The organism is Streptomyces sp. NPDC051183, from assembly GCF_040682455.1.
Classification (GTDB): Bacteria; Actinomycetota; Actinomycetes; order Streptomycetales; family Streptomycetaceae; genus Streptomyces.
The window spans coordinates 201,250-216,504 of the sequence record NZ_JBFBBA010000002.1; the positions used below are offsets into that span (position 1 = coordinate 201,250).

General features: G+C 73.2%; 13 protein-coding genes. 4 read left to right on the forward strand and 9 right to left on the reverse strand.

Annotated elements, in window-relative coordinates; genetic code table 11:
• Nucleotides 1-36: 36 nt before the first annotated feature.
• Both AB0M99_RS02870 and nirB read right to left on the reverse strand, forming a co-directional pair.
• The gene (locus AB0M99_RS02870) at nucleotides 37-1,443 is read right to left on the reverse strand and encodes an MFS transporter (RefSeq protein WP_365916831.1); all 1,407 of its coding nucleotides are present in this window, start codon (nucleotides 1,441-1,443) and stop codon (nucleotides 37-39) included.
• 140 nt (nucleotides 1,444-1,583) lie between these two features.
• A complete protein-coding gene (gene nirB / locus AB0M99_RS02875; RefSeq protein ID WP_365916832.1) occupies nucleotides 1,584-4,403 on the reverse strand; it encodes a nitrite reductase large subunit NirB in 2,820 nt (939 codons plus the stop codon).
• Nucleotides 4,404-4,589: 186 nt separating this feature from the next.
• Here nirB and AB0M99_RS02880 point away from each other — a divergent pair, with 186 nt between their 5' ends.
• The 3 genes from AB0M99_RS02880 (at nucleotide 4,590) to AB0M99_RS02890 (ending at nucleotide 7,841) form a co-directional block, all read left to right on the forward strand.
• Nucleotides 4,590-5,318: a CbiX/SirB N-terminal domain-containing protein gene (locus tag AB0M99_RS02880; RefSeq protein ID WP_365916833.1), complete on the forward strand. Its 729-nt coding sequence runs from the start codon at nucleotides 4,590-4,592 to the stop codon at nucleotides 5,316-5,318.
• Nucleotides 5,319-5,347: 29 nt separating this feature from the next.
• Nucleotides 5,348-6,508 carry a low temperature requirement protein A gene (locus AB0M99_RS02885; protein ID WP_365916834.1) on the forward strand — a complete coding sequence of 387 codons (1,161 nt, stop codon included), beginning with the start codon at nucleotides 5,348-5,350 and terminating at the stop codon, nucleotides 6,506-6,508.
• A 76-nt stretch (nucleotides 6,509-6,584) separates the two neighbouring features.
• Nucleotides 6,585-7,841 (forward strand): cytochrome P450, encoded by a 1,257-nt coding sequence (locus AB0M99_RS02890; protein ID WP_365916835.1) that lies wholly within the window; start codon nucleotides 6,585-6,587, stop codon nucleotides 7,839-7,841.
• A gap of 130 nt (nucleotides 7,842-7,971) precedes the next feature.
• Here the strand turns inward: AB0M99_RS02890 and AB0M99_RS02895 are convergent, their stop codons facing one another.
• On the reverse strand, nucleotides 7,972-8,466 hold the full coding sequence (locus AB0M99_RS02895) for a DUF5949 family protein (protein ID WP_365916836.1): 495 nt from the start codon (nucleotides 8,464-8,466) through the stop codon (nucleotides 7,972-7,974).
• A 56-nt stretch (nucleotides 8,467-8,522) separates the two neighbouring features.
• The gene (locus AB0M99_RS02900; protein WP_365916837.1) at nucleotides 8,523-9,110 is read right to left on the reverse strand and encodes a DUF4352 domain-containing protein; all 588 of its coding nucleotides are present in this window, start codon (nucleotides 9,108-9,110) and stop codon (nucleotides 8,523-8,525) included.
• 157 nt (nucleotides 9,111-9,267) lie between these two features.
• Here AB0M99_RS02900 and AB0M99_RS02905 point away from each other — a divergent pair, with 157 nt between their 5' ends.
• Entirely contained in the window at nucleotides 9,268-9,708 is a 441-nt protein-coding gene (locus AB0M99_RS02905) for a DUF6299 family protein (protein WP_365916838.1), read from the forward strand.
• 43 nt (nucleotides 9,709-9,751) lie between these two features.
• Here the strand turns inward: AB0M99_RS02905 and AB0M99_RS02910 are convergent, their stop codons facing one another.
• From AB0M99_RS02910 to AB0M99_RS02930, 5 genes are all read right to left on the reverse strand, one after another.
• Entirely contained in the window at nucleotides 9,752-9,919 is a 168-nt protein-coding gene (locus AB0M99_RS02910; protein ID WP_365916839.1) for a hypothetical protein, read from the reverse strand.
• 71 nt (nucleotides 9,920-9,990) lie between these two features.
• Nucleotides 9,991-11,997, reverse strand: a complete 2,007-nt coding sequence (locus AB0M99_RS02915) for a SpoIIE family protein phosphatase (RefSeq protein ID WP_365916917.1) — start codon at nucleotides 11,995-11,997, stop codon at nucleotides 9,991-9,993.
• 99 nt (nucleotides 11,998-12,096) lie between these two features.
• The gene (locus AB0M99_RS02920; RefSeq protein ID WP_365916840.1) at nucleotides 12,097-12,417 is read right to left on the reverse strand and encodes a hypothetical protein; all 321 of its coding nucleotides are present in this window, start codon (nucleotides 12,415-12,417) and stop codon (nucleotides 12,097-12,099) included.
• A gap of 12 nt (nucleotides 12,418-12,429) precedes the next feature.
• On the reverse strand, nucleotides 12,430-13,704 hold the full coding sequence (locus AB0M99_RS02925) for an NAD(P)-binding domain-containing protein (protein ID WP_365916918.1): 1,275 nt from the start codon (nucleotides 13,702-13,704) through the stop codon (nucleotides 12,430-12,432).
• Nucleotides 13,705-13,807: 103 nt separating this feature from the next.
• Nucleotides 13,808-15,205: an ATP-grasp domain-containing protein gene (locus AB0M99_RS02930; protein WP_365916841.1), complete on the reverse strand. Its 1,398-nt coding sequence runs from the start codon at nucleotides 15,203-15,205 to the stop codon at nucleotides 13,808-13,810.
• Between the last annotated feature and the right edge of the window lie 50 nt (nucleotides 15,206-15,255).

The window sequence follows — 15,255 nt, forward strand, 5'->3', positions numbered from 1 at the left end:
GTTCTGCCGGGGTGGAGCGCGCGTGCGGCGACGGGTTTAGCTCGGGGCTTCCGCGCCCTTGCGGGCGTAGAACCACCAGGCCACGACGACACAGGAGGCGTAGAAGGCGACGAAGCCCCACATCGCGCTGGTCACGGCGAAGTTGGCGAACATCGCCGGGATGAAGAAGAAGCCGTAGGCGGCGATGGCGGCGGTGAAGCCGGTGACCGCGCCGGACTCGATCTCCGCCTGCTTGAGGGCCTTCGCGTACTCCGGCGTGCCCTCCGTCAGGCCCTTGAGGTGCTGGCCCCGGAAGATGACCGGGATCTGGCGGAAGGTGGAGCCGTTGCCGATGCCCGAGAAGAAGAAGGCCGACAGGAAGCAGAAGAAGAACCCGTAGAAGGAGCCCTGGTCGGAGCCGGCCGGGAGGAAGGTGATGACACCGATGATCGAGGCCGCCATGCCCACGAAGGACAGGATGGTCACCCGGGCGCCGCCGAGCTTGTCGGCGATCCAGCCGCCCGCCCAGCGGGCCAGCGCGCCGAGGGCCGGGCCCATCCAGGCGTAGGTGGCCACCGAGTACGCCGGGAAGGTGGTCTTGATCAGCAGCGGCAGCGCGGCCGCGAAACCGATGAAGGAGCCGAAGGTGCCGACGTAGAGCCAGGTCATCAGCCAGTTGTGCTTGCGCTTGAAGATGATCTTCTGCTGGCTGAAGGGGGTGGAGGCGACCTTGAGGTCGTTCTGGCCGAACCAGGCGATGACGGCGAGGACGATCAGGACCGGCACCCAGACGAAGGCCGCGTTCTGCAGGTAGATCTCGGAGCCGTTCGCCTTCTTCTGGCCCGCCCCGATCGCCAGGACCGACGAGGTGATCAGGATCGGGGTGAGCAGCTGGACCACGGAGACGCCCAGATTGCCCAGGCCGCCGTTGATGCCGGTCGCGTTGCCCTTCTCCTGCTTGGGGTAGAAGAAGCCGATGTTGGCCAGGGAGGAGGAGAAGTTCGCGCCGCCGATGCCGCACAGCGCCGCGATGGCGATCATCGTGCCGTAGGGGGTGTCCGGGTTCTGCACCGCGAAGCCGAGCCACAGCAGCGGTACGACCAGCACGACCGTGGAGATGGCGGTGAAGCGGCGCTGGCCGATCATCGGGCCGATGAAGGTGTACAGGATGCGGGCGGTACCGCCCGTGATGCCCGGGACGGCCGTCAGCCAGAAGAGCTGGGACTGGGAGAAGCCGAAGCCGACGTCCTTCAGGTTGGTCGCCGTGATGCTCCAGACCTGCCAGACCACGAAGGCCACGAGCAGGGCCGGCACCGCGATCCACAGGTTGCGCGTGGCGACCTTCTTACCCGTGGACTGCCAGAAGGACGGATCCTCCGGCGTCCACTCCGTGATGGTGCGGCCGGGGCGGTACTGCGCCGGATCGGCCAGCGTCCTCTGCGCTTCCTGCGTGGCGGTACTCATTGCACGTCCTGAACTGCGAGAAGGGTCCTGACTTATCCAGGCTCCGCCTCGCGCGGCGCCCGCGGCAGAGGAGAACGCACTGTGGGCGACAGGACAAGGTCCCGGCGCCCACAGTGCGTTGGTAAGCGGCTCCGACAGCCTTACGGCCGCATGTCCACCGGCAGATCCGCCGACAGGTCCACCACCGGGAGCGACACCTCGGGGTCGTCCAGGCAGACGCCGGTGCGCAGGTCGAAGACCTGCTTGTGCATCGGGGACGCCACCACCGGAACCCCGTCGCGCGAGCCCATGATGCCGTTGGCGATCACGTCCGCGCCCGAGAAGGGGTCCCGGTTGCCGACCGCGTACACCTCGCCGGCGCGGTCCTTGAAGACGGCCGCCTGCGTCCCGTCCGGCAGTACGGCGGTGCGTCCCCGGCCCGGCTCCAGGGCCTCGCCGGCCGCCCCGGAGTCCGCCGCGCCGAAGTCCGCCGCGCCGAAGTCCACGGCGCCGAAGCGTTCCAGCGCCGCCGGGTCCTCCAGAACGGCCTGCCACTCGTCCTGGTACGCCGCCACGTGCCGCTCCATCTGCGCCTCCAGCTCGGCGCAGATCCCGAGCGAGTCCTCGATCAGGACCTCACGGAGGTGCTGCACCCCGGCCGTGCTCCCGCCGAGCCGCTCCATCCAGGCCGCCGTGCGCTCCAGCCGCTCGCCGGTACGGATGTAGTACATGAGGAACCGGTCGGTCAGCGCGAAGAGTTCGGCCGTCGCCAGGTCCGAGGCCAGCAGGTCCGCGTGGCGCGGGGTCGCCCCGCCGTTGCCGCTGACGTACAGGTTCCAGCCGTTGGCGGTGGCGATGACACCGATGTCCTTGCCCCGCGCCTCCGCACACTCGCGCAGACAGCCGGAGACCCCGCCCTTGAACTTGTGCGGGGTGCGCAGCCCCCGGTAGCGCAGCTCCAGGTCGATCGCGAGCTGGATCGAGTCGCCCTGCCCGAACCGGCAGAAGCGGGCGCCCACGCACGACTTCACCGCCCGCAGCGACTTCCCGTACGCCTGCCCGGACTCGAAGCCGGCGCCGCCCAGGCGCCGCCAGATGTCCGGCAGCTGCTCCTTGCGGACGCCGAAGAGCCCGATCCGCTGCGCACCGGTGATCTTCGTGTAGAGGCCGTAGTCCCGGGCCACCTCGCCCAGCGCGATGACCTGCTCGGCCGTGATCTCGCCGCCCGCGACGCGCGGGACGACCGAATAGGTGCCGTCCTTCTGGAGGTTGGCGAGGAAGAGGTCGTTGGAGTCCTGCAGGGCCGCCTGCTCGCCCGCCAGGATGTGCCCGAGGCCCAGGTCCGGCGCGAGGGTCCCGAGCACGTTCGCGACGGCCGGCTTGCACACGGCGCAGCCCTCGCCGCCCTCTCCGTACGTCTCCAGCAGCTCGCTGAAGCTGCGGATCCGCTCGGTGCGGACCTTCTCGTAGATCTCCGCCCGCGTGAGGGTGAAGTGCTCGCACAGCCCGCGCGGCTTCTCGATGCCCGCCGCGGCCAGTTCCGCGTCCAACACCGCCTGCAGCGTGCCCAGGCAGCCACCGCAGCCGGTGCCCGCCTTGGTGCACTTCTTGATGCCGCCGATGTCGGTGAGGGAGTCGGCCGCCACCGCCGTACGGACCTGCCCCTTGGTGACGTTGTGGCAGCTGCACAACACCGCGTCGTCGGGCAGCGCGTCCGCGCCCGGCAGGGCCACGCCCTCGGTCGACGGCAGGATGAAGGCCTCGGCCGGAGCCGGCAGCTGCCGGCCGGCGTGCGGCTTCAGCGATCCGTACGCCTCCGCGTCGCCGACCAGGATGCCGCCGAGCAGCGCCCCGTCCGGGCCGAGCAGCAGCTTCTTGTACACGCCCTCCCGGGCGTCGGAGAAGACCACCGAGACGGCCCCGTCCCGCCCCTCGGGCGCGAACGGGTCGCCGAAGGAGGCCACATCGGCGCCCATCAGCTTCAGCTTGGTGGAGGTGTCGGCCCCGGTGAAGGTCAGCTCCCCCGCCCCGGCCAGCGCCTCGGCGACCGTCTCGGCCATCTGGTAGCCGGGGGCGACCAGCCCGTACACCTTGCCGTCCACGGTCTGCGCGCACTCGCCGACCGCGTAGACGTACGGGTCGCTGGTGCGGCAGTGGGCGTCCACGACCACACCGCCCCGGTCGCCGACGGCCAGCCCGCACTCGCGCGCCAGCCGGTCGCGCGGGCGCACGCCCGCCGAGAACACGACGACGTCGGAGCTGAGCTCCTGCCCGTTGGTCAGCCGCAGGTTGACGGCCTTGCCGTCCCCGTCGGTCTCGACCCCGGCGGCGCCCACACCCGTGTGCACGGCGACGCCCATGGACTCGATGGTGGCCCGCAGCGCGGCCGCGCCGCCGTCGTCCACCTGCAACGGCATCAGCCGGGGCGCGAACTCCACGACGTGCGTGGTCAGTCCCAGCGTGCGCAGCGCGCCCGCCGCCTCCAGGCCGAGCAGCCCGCCGCCGATGACCACGCCGGTCCGCGCCCCGCCGCCCGCGTACGCGGTCAGCGCCTCGACGTCGTCCAGCGTGCGGTACGTGAAGCAGCCCACGGCACCCGCGCCGTCGATCGGCGGTACGAAGGGGTAGGAGCCGGTCGCCAGTACCAGGGCGTCGTAGCCGAGGACGGCCCCGGACCGGCTGGTGACCGTACGGGCGGCGGTGTCGATCTGCTCGGCGGGGTCGCCGAGCCGCAGGTCGATGCCGTGCCGCTCCAGGAACCCGGGCCCGACGAGGGACAGCTCCTCGCCCGTGGACCCGGTGAAGGCGGCGGACAGGTGCACACGGTCGTAGGCGGGGCGCTCCTCCTCGGCGAGGACGGTGACCTGCCAGCCGCCGCTCCCGGGGCGGGCCGGGTCGGCGAGCGCGTCACGCTCGGCAAGCGCCTCCAGCAGGCGGTGCCCCACCATGCCGTGGCCGATGACAACCAGCGTCTGCCCCATGGATCACACTCCGTGTGCGTGCATACATTCCGACCTTTCGACGGTAGGTCCGCCCCACGGCCCGGCCCGCCCGAAAAGGGCCCCTCGTGGCGGGGAGCCGGACCCCTTTCGCACAGGACCTGTGACCTGCGCCGAAGGCCTTTGGCCGGGCTCCGCCGGGGGTCGCGCCCGCCTAGCGTGGAAGACATGCTCGTACTCGCCGTACACGGCAGCGCGGCCCCGGCCGCCGCCGCCACCATCGGCCGGCTCGTCACCGCCATCGAGGCGCGCAGCGGGATCCGCGCGACCGTCGGCCACCTGGACGTGCAGCGCCCCTCCCTCGCCGACGTCGTACGCGACCACCCGCACGCGGTGGTCGTCCCGCTGCTGCTCGGCGACGGCTACCACCGCCGCGTGGACATCCCGGCGGTGCTCGACGGGACCGGCTGCGTGCTGACCGAAGGCCTCAGCGGAGAGCCCGACATCGCCCTCGCCCTGCACAGCCGGCTGCGCGACGCCGAGCGACGCCACGGGCCGCACGCCCGGGCCGACGCGGTCGTCGTGGCCGGCGCCGGCTCCTCCCGCCCGGGCGGCAACGCCGGTACGGCGGACTGCGCGGCCCGGCTGGCCGCCCTGCTGGAGTACGACCGCGGCCCCGGCCCCGAGCCCGTCCCGGTGGTCCCCGCGTACCTGACCTCGGCCGGGCCCACCGTCCCCGAGGCCCTGGCCGCCCTGCGGGGCGCCGGCCACCGCCGGATCGCCGTCGCCGCGCACCTGTTGGCCCCGGGCAGGTTCACCCGGACCCTCGCGGGCCTCGACGCCTGGACGGTGTCCGCGCCGCTGGCCGACCATCCGCACCTGGCCCGGCTGGTGCTGGCGCGCTACAAGTCCGCCCGGGGCATGCGGGCGCTGAGGGCCGCGCGCCTCGCCTGCTGAACCGGCACCCCTCTGGTCTGCTGTCGGCCATGGCCTACTTCCCCATGACCGCCCGCAGCCGCGACGAGGACCACCGGGCGGCCACGCCGCTGGAGCTGTTCTTCGACCTCTGCTTCGTCGTCGCCATCGCCCAGGCCGGGGCCCGGCTCGTGCACGCACTGGCCGAGGGCCATCCCGGTACCGGCGTGATCGGCTATTTCTTCGTCTTCTTCGGCGTGTGGTGGGCGTGGATGAACTTCACGTGGTTCGCCTCCGCCTACGACTGCGACGACGTCCCGTACCGGATCGCGACCCTCGTCCAGATCGCGGGCGTGCTCGTCTACGCGGCCGGTGTGAGCCGGGCCTTCGACGAGAACGACTGGACGGTGGCCGTCATCGGCTACCTGATCATGCGCGTCGCGCTCACCGCCCAGTGGCTGCGGGCCGCCGCCGGCGAGAGCGGCGAGGCCCGCGCGGCGGCCCTGAAGTACGCGGCCGGCCTGGTCGTCTGCCAGGCCGGCTGGGTGGCGCTGCTGTTCGCCCCGGACGACTCCAAGCGCTGGCTGTTCCTGGTCCTCGTCCTCGCGGAGCTGCTGGTCCCGGTGCTGGCCGAGCGCGGACACCAGACGCCGTGGCACGCGCACCACATCGTCGAGCGGTACGGCCTGTTCACGATCATCGTGCTGGGCGAGACGATCGCGGCGAGCACGGTGGCCGTGAAGTCGGCGATCGACGAGCACGAGGCCCTGGGCGAGCTGCTGCCCATCGCCGCGGGCGGCCTGCTGATCGTCTTCGCCGCCTGGTGGATCTACTTCGCGGTGCCGATGCACGAGCACCTCACCTCCAACCGGGAGGCGATCCCGTGGGGTTACGGGCACCTGCTGATCTTCGGCTCGGGCGCGGCGATCGGCGCCGGCATCGAGGTCGCGGTCGAGCACGCCGTCGGCAAGGCCCACATCTCGCAGCTCGCCGCGAACGCCGCCGTCACCGTCCCGGCCGCGATCTTCCTGCTGATGGTCTGGCTGCTGCACTCCCGGCACTTCAAGCGGGGCCCCGCCCAGCAGCTGACCCTGCCGGTCTCCGCCCTCGCGGTGCTCGCCTGCACCTGGGCGGGCCCGTACGCCGTCCTGTACGCGGGCCTCGTCGCGGCGGCGACGGTCGCGGTCGGCATGACCCTGGCCACCCGCGGACCCGGCACCGCCCGGGTTTGAGGCTCCGACCCGTCACCCCCGCGCCACCGCCGCCGTTCTCCAGCGCAGGACGACGCGTCGCAACTGGAGGCAGGCCATGACACTCCCGGCACAACGGCACGGCACGGGCGGCGACCCCGGCAGGGAACTGGCCGACCCGGGCTTCTGGCAGCAGCCCCCCGCCCACCGTCTGGCCGCCTTCGCCCGCCTGCGCGCTCTGGACTCCCCCGTGTTCGTCCCCGAGGGGAAGGGCGGCCACTGGGCCCTCGTACGGCACGCCGACGTACAGGAGGCGAGCCGGCTGCCGAAGGTGTTCGCCAGCGCGCCCGGGGTGACCACCCCCGAGCCGGCCCGCTGGGTGCGGGCGCTGTTCGGTGACTCGATGGTCAACCTCGACGGCGCGGACCACGCACAGCTGCGCAAGATCGTGCAGCGGGCCTTCACGCCCCGCCTGCTGGCGGCCGCCGAGGAGGACATCCACGCGGTGGCGGCCCGGATCGTCGACGACGTACTGGCCGAGGAGCCCGACGAGTTCGTCTCGGCGGTGGCCTCCAGGCTGCCGCTGGAGGTCATCTGCAACATGATGGGCATCCCGGAGCGCTACCGCGCCGAGATCGCCGACCGCGTCAACCACGCCTCCGAGAACATCGGCGTGGAGCGGGCCCTGGCCTCCCGGCTGCGCATGCCCGGGCGCGGGCTGCGTGCCCTGGCCCGGATGCAGCGGATGGTCGCGGGCATCGGCCGGGAGCGGCGCAAGAACCCCACCGACGACCTGATCTCGGCACTGGTCCGCGCGAACGTCGACGGCCAGGCACTCGGCGCCCGCCAACTCGGCGCCTTCTTCAGCCTGCTGATGGTGGCGGGTGTGGAGACCACCCGCAACGCCATCACGCACGGCCTGACCCTGCTGACCGACTTCCCCGAGCAACGGGACCTGCTGCTCTCGGACTTCGAGAAGTACGCCGAGGGGGCCGTCGACGAGATGATCCGGCACTCGACGCCGATCATCCAGTTCCGCCGGACGGTGGCCGCCGAACACACCCTGGGCGGGCACCTGCTGCACCCCGGCGACAAGGTGGTGCTGTACTACGCCTCCGCCAACCGGGACGAGGCCGTCTTCCCCGACCCCGACGCCTTCGACATCACCCGCTCCCCCAACCCCCACCTGGGCTTCGGCGGCGGCGGCCCGCACTTCTGCCTGGGCGCGCACCTGGCCCGGGTGGAGATGAAGGCGCTGTTCCGCGAGCTGCTGACCCGGCCGGTCGGCCTGCGTGCGGCCGGACTGCCGGATCTGGCGGGGTCCAACTTCGACAACCGCGTCCGCTCGCTCAAGTTCGCCTTCGAGCGCCCGTAGCCCCATAGCCCCGCATCCCCGTTTCCCCGTAGCCCCGTATCCGGCTACGGAGGGAACCGGCCACCGGGCAGGCTGGGAGCCCGGCGGCCGGAGCGGGGTGGGCTGGGCGGGATGAGCTCCCCCGTCCGCGCTACTTCTGCAGGCGCCGCACCGCGAGGACGGCGTGGGCGCTCCCGGTGAGCACCTCCTCGTCACCCGCGAACGCCTGCAGGGTCTCCGCGGAGACCGGCTTGCCGGGGACCGCCTCGGGCCAGGCGCGCGTCGCGAAGAGGAAGTACGCCTGCCCGCTGTCGTCGGCCGCGGCGACCCACTCCGGCGGGGCGATGCACTTCGCGTTCAGACCCGGCAGGGTCAGCGCGATCTGGTTGCCCTCCAGGAGGATCTGCACCGGGAAGCCCGCCGGGTTGCGCACGCCGTCCATGACCACGTCGCCGATGGGCAGGCCGAGCTCCTCCAGCAGCCCGCGGGCCGCCTCCTCGCCGGCCTCCGGGCCGTCGGGGCCGTCACCGAGGGAGTAGGCGAGGAGGTACGGGATGTCGTGGGCCTCATCGGGGTCGCCGATCCAGGCGAGCACGGAAAGGGTGCCGAGCTTGGACCGGTCGATTTCGGCTTTGGTTGAAGTCATGCGCGCACCCTAGTGGTCTCTCCCCCGGAGCCTTCACGGCGTTTCACCCGGCCGGGCTACACCGCCCAGAATCCACCTCCGGGATTCGCCTGCGTGTTCGCGTCCTGGTACTGGAGCCGCACAATGCGCGTGTTTTCCGGAATTTCGAACACGACCCATCCTTCGGCCCGCTCACCGACCGCGAGGGAATCGAAGACGAGGGGTTTGCCGGTCGTCAGTTCACCGGTCGGCACCACCGGATGGCGCTGCCCCGCGCCGTCGAGCGCCCACATGCGTCCGAGGGCCCCGTACGAGGCTCCGCCGACGTTGACGAACGACATCGAGGCGGCCACCCAGCGCTTGCCGGCGGGCGGCGCGAAGTTCTTCTCGACGCTGACCGCGGGATCCACGTACGCGTTGAGCACCGCCTGGAGGTGGCGGCCCACCTGGGCGCCGTGCACCCGTACGGACTCGCCCACACGGGCGGCGTTCGCCGTGGTCCGCGCGGGGGCGTCCTCGGCCCCCGGAGCCCCGTCGTCCACCGGGACGGCGGGCCCCGCGGCCGGCGCGAGCGCGGCTCCCTCGGGAGCGCTCTGACAGGCGGTGGCACCGAACAGGAGGAGCGGGAGGAGAGCGGCGGCGAGGACGGAAGCGGACTGGCGCATGCGGGATCCCTCCGGGGATGTATTTCGGCCAGTCTCACGCGCCCGAGCGGGCAATTGCACACACCGACACGAGCCCGCGGGGCGAGTTACCCCCTCGACTGCCAGCACAATGCGTTCCGGCGGTTCCCGCCGACCCTGATCCCCACTGGAGGAAGAAATGCGCACGCCCGCCCGCCGAATGGCACTGGCAGCCTTCTCCGCACTGGCCGCCGGAGCGGTATTCACCAGCCCGGCCGCGGCCACGGTTTTCCACCAGGCCATTTCCGTTCACGATGACGTCCACCTCGGAAAGCACGGCGACGTCATCCTTTCCGGCACCTACCAGTGTGAGCAGGCGTCACCCGCGGGGGCGATGCAGATCAAGGCGACGGTGGTGCAGGACGGCACCCGCCTGAGCATCGGCGCGGAGCAGCCGCTCTGCGACGGCACCGAGCGCCGGTGGGTGGCGCACGCGCCGGGCCGGTTCGTGAGCCTGCACCCGGGCCACGCCCGGGTCACCGCGGAGATCCAGGAAATCCGCCTCGCGGGCCTGATGCCGAGGTCGATCGCTACGGTCGCCCGGGACACCAAGGACGTCGAGGTCCGCGAGGGCCACTGAGCCCCGCCCTGCCCGCGGCGCGCCCGCCGACCGGTAGCCGCCGCTACCGGCAAGCGGGCGCGACGGCAGTCATCGACATGAACGCCACGGTCTGGCACCCGGGATCCGCGTGCGGACGCCCCGTCGTCCAGTCCACGACCGTCGGCACCCCGGCCGCCAGCAGGAGCAGGGCCAGGATGCCCATCGCGGCGCCTTTGGCCAGGCGGTTCACAGCAGAACCTCTTTCATGGTCCGCATCATCGCCCCGCCCCCGACGGACCACAACTCGGCGTGAGCGCGCGGTCACCCGACGCGGCGGGCCGCGCTGCCCGCCGCGTCGAACTCGCACCACACCGCCTTGCCGTCGCCCCGGGACTCCACGCCCCAGTGCGTCGCCAGCGCGTCCACCAGCAGCAGCCCGCGCCCGGTCGTCGCCGACTCCCCCGGGGTCCGCCGCCGCGGCCACACGCTGGAGCGGTCCTTGACCCACAGCCGGATCCGCCGGACCGGCTCGGGCAGCACCTCCATCGTCAGCACCGCCCCGCCATCGGTGTGCAGCAGGGCGTTGACCAGCAGTTCCCCCGCCGCCAGTTCCACATCGTCCGCGAGCTCCGGCATGCCCCAGTCCCGCAGCGCCTGCCGCAGGGCGTAGCGCGCCTCGGAGAGCCCCTCGGGGTCCGCCTGGTGGATGTACTGGTGGATGCGCGGGGCCCGGTGGGTGCCCGGGTCGGGAGCCCGGCGCAGCACCAGCAGCGCCACGTCGTCGCCGGAGCCCCAGCGCTCCCAGAGCCGGTCCGAGAGGTGGTCGGCGAGCGCGCCCGCCTCCTGCGGGCCGCTGCGCACCGCGTGGGCCAGGGCCTCCATGCCCTGGGTGATGGCCGTGCCGGGCTCCTCCACGAGGCCGTCCGTGCACAGGACGAGGGTCTCCCCGGGGACCAGGTCGAGCCGGGTCTCGGGGAACTCCTCCTGCTCGAAGACCGAGGCCAGCCCCAGCGGCAGGCCCCCGCGCACGTTGGGCCAGCCGGTACGCCCGTCCGTGTGTCGGATCAGCGGGCCGAGATGGCCCGCGCGGACGGCCCGTACGCCTCCGGTCTCCAGGTCCACCTGCGCGTACATGCAGGTCGCGAAGCGTTCGGTGTCCAGTTCGGCGAGGAAGCGCGAGGCCCGCGCCAGCACCGTGGAGGGCGGGTGGCCCTCGCCCGCGTACGCCCGCAGGGCGATCCGGAGCTGGCCCATGATGGCCGCGGCGTGCGTGTCGTGGCCCTGTACGTCGCCGACCACGATGCCGACCCGGTCACGGGGCAGGGAGATCACGTCGTACCAGTCCCCGCCGACCTCGCGTCCGCTCCATGCGGAGTGGTAGCGGACGGCGATCTCCCCGCCGGTGATCTCCGGGATCCGGCGCGGCAGCATGGACGCCTGCAGGCCGGTCGCGAACTCCCGCTCCTGGTCGAAGAGGAGCGCCCGTTGGAGCGACTGGGCGACGATGCCGGCCAGGCCCAGGCAGAGGTTCTTCTCCTCCGGGCTGAACTCGCGGCGCCGCCGGTAGAAGAGCACCAGCCCGCCGATGGCCTTGGCCTGGGCGATCAGCGGCAGGTAGGCCGCCGCGTCGAACTGGATCCGGCTCAAGTAGTCGGCGAGCAACGGGAATTCGTCCGCCAGCTCCGTGAGCGAGGTGACGAAGCGCGCCTGCCGGGTGATCACGGCGTGCGACAGCGGGAGCGTCCCGTCCAGCCGGGTGAACTTGCGCTCGCTGAGGATCTCCAGGGACTCCCCGCTCAGCGCGATGATCTTGATGGCGCCGTTCTCGACCAGCCCCAGCGCCAGCCCGTCCGCGCCGAGCCGCTCCAGCGCGCCCGCGCCGGTCAGGGTCGCCGTGACGTCGTCGACGGTCACCGCCCGCGACAGCGCCTCCGTCGTCCGCTGCACGATGGTCGTCTGCTGGGCCCGCGCCGTCTCCAGCCTCCGCAGGATCGTGGCGTGCTCCAGCTCGGCGGTGGCATCCCGCACGATCCCGAGGATCCGGTACGGCCGCCCGTCCGCCTCCCGCAGCACCCTGCCCTGGGTGTGGGTCCACTGGGCGCGGCCGTCGCGCCGCTGCACCGTGAAGTACGAGCCGTACGTCTCCTCACCGCCCTCCAGGACGGCGGTCACGGAATCCGCGAGCCGCAGGCCGTCCTCGGCCGGGATCCGCAGCCCGAGGCCCTCCGGGGTCCCGTCGAACTCGCCCGGACCCAGGTCGAAGACGGCCATCCCGGCCTCGTCCAGCGCCAGCGTCCCCGCGTCGAGGTCCCACTCGAAACTGCCCATGCCGTTCAGCGCGAGCCGCTCGCCGGGCCCGGTCACGGGCTCCGGGCGGTCCTGCCCGGGTCTGTCGCGTCGCTCCGCCGCTGCCAAGAGTCACACCACCTAACGGCCGGGCCAGCACGGCTGGGAGATGAGCCGCTCCCACTCCTCGTCAGGATGCCCCGGAAGGGTGCGTCCGGCCTCCCGCCAGCGCTTGACCAGGGACATGTAGATCATCGTCTGGTCCCCGTACGTGGAGCCCGCGTACGGGGGGTACGGGGGATACGGGGCGTAGCCGGGCGTCTCGTACGGGGACGGCCCGGCCGTGGCGGTCCCCGCCGCCCCGGCCCTGGGGCCCCCGGACGCGCCGGTCCTCCCGGGCTGTTCCCCGCGGCTGGCGGGAATGCGTACCCAGCCACGGCCCTGTCCTCGCTCCGCGCTCATCGCGGACCCCTCTCACCGCAGATACGTGCTCGGGTTGCCGGCAGTGGTCCGGTCCGGCCGCGCCCCACCGGTGGGGCCCGGCAGCGGGCCCCGGGCGCCGAGGCGCTTTCGGACTCCTCTGACCAGTCTCCCCGCCGTGAAGCCCGCGCCGTGCACGAATCGCATGGAAGGGCCGAATGAGGGAGCCGTCAGCAGCCCGGCGAAGAACAGCCCCGGCCAGGAGGACTCGAAACCGGGGCTCAGCTCCGGCGTCCCGCTCCCGCCCACCCTGGCCAGCGCGGCCCGCAGCCCCGCGTCGAGCAGCTCCAGCCGGGCCAGGTCCGGGGTGAAGCCGGTCGCCGCGATCACATGCGCGGCGTCCAGCACCACGGACTCCCCGGCCGCCGTGGTCAGCCCCAGCCGGGTCCGCTCCCCCACCGCGACGGCCCGGTGCAGCCGGTGCCCGAGCAGGGCGGGGACCCGCCGCTCGAAGCGCTCCCGCAGCCACCAGGCCCCCGCGGGGCCCAGCGCGGTCGCCGCGATCCGCTCCCGGGTGGGCGCGGGCAGCCGCCGCACGGCCCAGGGCAGCTCCGACCAGGCCCAGCTGCGCCAGCCGGTGCCGAGGCCGCTGTGCGGGTCGCGCAGGGCGCGCAGCGCGGGCCGCCGCAGCGGCTGGGGCACGGTGTTCCAGTTCAGCCGGGAGCGCCGGGCGACCAGGCAGGGCCGGGCGCCGCTCTCGGCGAGCAGGGCGGCGGTCTCCAGGGCCGCCTGCCCGGCTCCGAGCACGGCGACCTCCCGGCCGGCGAACCGGGCCAGGTCGCGGTGGCCGCTGCTGTGCGAGTAGTGCGTGGGCGGCAGGTCCCGCAGCACCTCGGGATGGTTGACGAAGGGCATGACTCCGACCGCCAGGGCGACGGTGCGGGCGAGCAGCGCGGGCCCCTCGGCGGTACGGACCCGGAAGCCCTCGCCCTCGGGGGCGACCTCGGTGACGGTGACCTCCTCCACTTCGGGCGCGGCGTGCCGGGCGAACCAGAGCCCGTACTCACTGAACGTGCCGATCGGCAGCGGAGTGCCGTGTTCCGCCGGGATCCCGCGGGTGGCGCAATAGTCGGCCAGGGTGTGGTCCCCGCCCGGCGCGGACAGGTTGGAGGACCACGGCTCCGACTTCAGGTACATGCCGTCGGGCATGTGGTCCCGCCAGGAGGCCATCGGCCGTCCGAGCACCCGTACGTCGAGTCCCGCGCCCGCCGCGTGCGCGGCGATCGACAGCCCGTACGGGCCCGCGCCGACCACCACGAGATCCACCATCCGCGTCACGGCCGTCCTTCCAGTCTCACGTTCAAGAGGTCACAACTCATCGGGCACCGCAGGGCCCGAGCCTCCCGGGTCACCGGGTCACCGGGTCACCGGGTCACCGGGTCACCAGCTCGTCCGGCTCCGCCGATGCCCCCGGCGGCACGGTCCGGGAGGCCGGCGCGCCCGGCGCAGCGGCCGCCGACGGCAGCTCCCGGCCGCGCTGGCGCGGAGCGCGGACCACCGCGCGCGCGGTCCGCCGCCCGTGCGCCGGTACGCCGCGCAGCGCCCGTACGCCCTTCCCGACGCCCCGGCCGAGGAAGGCGGCGAGCATCGCCAGGAACGGCAGCAGGTCGTCGGCGGCGAACCAGGCCGCCTCCATCCGCCCCCGCTCCCCGCGCGGCACGGCCGCCTGCGCGGGCTCGCGGCGCCGCGGGAGCGACCCGCCCCGCACCGCCGCCAGCAGGGCGTAGTTCTCCGCCACGAACACCCGGCCCGGACCCCCGGAGGGCTCCGGCACCCGTTGGCCCGTCAGATCCAGGTACATCGCCTGGACCACGTCCAGCCCGGCCGCGTCGGCGAACAGCCGGAACTGCGCGCCCGGCCGCGGGTTGAAGTCCACCAGCCGGAAGCAGCCGCGCTCGTCCCGGCGGAAGTCCAGGTCCAAGATGCCCTGGTATCCCAGCCGTTCGGCGATCCGCAGCCCCGCCTCCTCCACCGCCGGATCCGGCAGCCAGCGCCCCACCGCCGTCAGCCCGGTCCGCACCGGCCAGGACAGCTCCTTGCGCCCCGACCCGGCCAGCAGCGGCCGCCCGCCGCGGGCGAAGGCACCGTGGAAGAACCAGTCCGTGTCCGGCCCGGCGGGAAGGAACCGCTGGAGCAGCAGCCGGCTCCCGGCCTCGGCGGAGCGCTCGTACAACCGCCGCGCCTCGGCGGCGGTCTGCACGAGGGTGGTGCTGCGCAGGTCAGTGCCGGCCGGCAGCAGCCACGGCCGGCTCCACTTCGCGATCACCGGCAGCCCCAGCCGCCACGCGGCCTCCGCCGCCTCGGCTCCGCTCGCCGGGATCACGGTCTCCGGGTGCGGGATGTCCCAGCGGGCGCACAGCCTCGACAGCTCGGCCTTGTCGGCGACCCGCGCGGGCAGCCCGTCCGGCTGATGGGGGATCAGGAGCCTGCCCTTGAGCATCGGCGCGATCCTTGACACCGCGATGGCGCTCAGATCGTCCATGGCGAAGAGCACCGCGGGCCGGCCGATCCGCTCCGAGACACCGACCAGGCATTCGAGGAGCGCCTCGGGCGCCTCGGGATCCAGCCCGTCCGCGCCGCAGTCGGGCCCGGGGTGCACGGCGCGCAGGTAGCGCGAACGCCCCATGGGACCTCCCCCGGCCTCGACGACTGCATGGACCTCCACGCCCTTGCGCCCAAGGGATCTGACGGCGCCGAGGGTTCCGTGGTGGAACGGATTCCGATCGAGTCTGAGCAGAACAGCGGGCACATGGTTGGCGAACGCGTGCATGGAAACGGTGTCTTTCACCTAGTCGGACCAAGCGGGGAGGATGCGCACCT

Excerpts from the sequence above, each read along its gene's own strand:
- AB0M99_RS02870 (WP_365916831.1), bottom strand. The coding sequence starts at position 1,443 with ATGAGTACCGCCACGCAGGAAGCGCAGAGGACGCTGGCCGATCCGGCG.
- nirB (WP_365916832.1), bottom strand. The coding sequence starts at position 4,403 with ATGGGGCAGACGCTGGTTGTCATCGGCCACGGCATGGTGGGGCACCGC.
- AB0M99_RS02880 (WP_365916833.1), top strand. The coding sequence starts at position 4,590 with ATGCTCGTACTCGCCGTACACGGCAGCGCGGCCCCGGCCGCCGCCGCC.
- AB0M99_RS02885 (WP_365916834.1), top strand. The coding sequence starts at position 5,348 with ATGGCCTACTTCCCCATGACCGCCCGCAGCCGCGACGAGGACCACCGG.
- AB0M99_RS02890 (WP_365916835.1), top strand. The coding sequence starts at position 6,585 with ATGACACTCCCGGCACAACGGCACGGCACGGGCGGCGACCCCGGCAGG.
- AB0M99_RS02895 (WP_365916836.1), bottom strand. The coding sequence starts at position 8,466 with ATGACTTCAACCAAAGCCGAAATCGACCGGTCCAAGCTCGGCACCCTT.
- AB0M99_RS02900 (WP_365916837.1), bottom strand. The coding sequence starts at position 9,110 with ATGCGCCAGTCCGCTTCCGTCCTCGCCGCCGCTCTCCTCCCGCTCCTC.
- AB0M99_RS02905 (WP_365916838.1), top strand. The coding sequence starts at position 9,268 with ATGCGCACGCCCGCCCGCCGAATGGCACTGGCAGCCTTCTCCGCACTG.
- AB0M99_RS02915 (WP_365916917.1), bottom strand. The coding sequence starts at position 11,997 with ATGGGCAGTTTCGAGTGGGACCTCGACGCGGGGACGCTGGCGCTGGAC.
- AB0M99_RS02920 (WP_365916840.1), bottom strand. The coding sequence starts at position 12,417 with ATGAGCGCGGAGCGAGGACAGGGCCGTGGCTGGGTACGCATTCCCGCC.
- AB0M99_RS02925 (WP_365916918.1), bottom strand. The coding sequence starts at position 13,704 with ATGGTGGATCTCGTGGTGGTCGGCGCGGGCCCGTACGGGCTGTCGATC.
- AB0M99_RS02930 (WP_365916841.1), bottom strand. The coding sequence starts at position 15,205 with ATGCACGCGTTCGCCAACCATGTGCCCGCTGTTCTGCTCAGACTCGAT.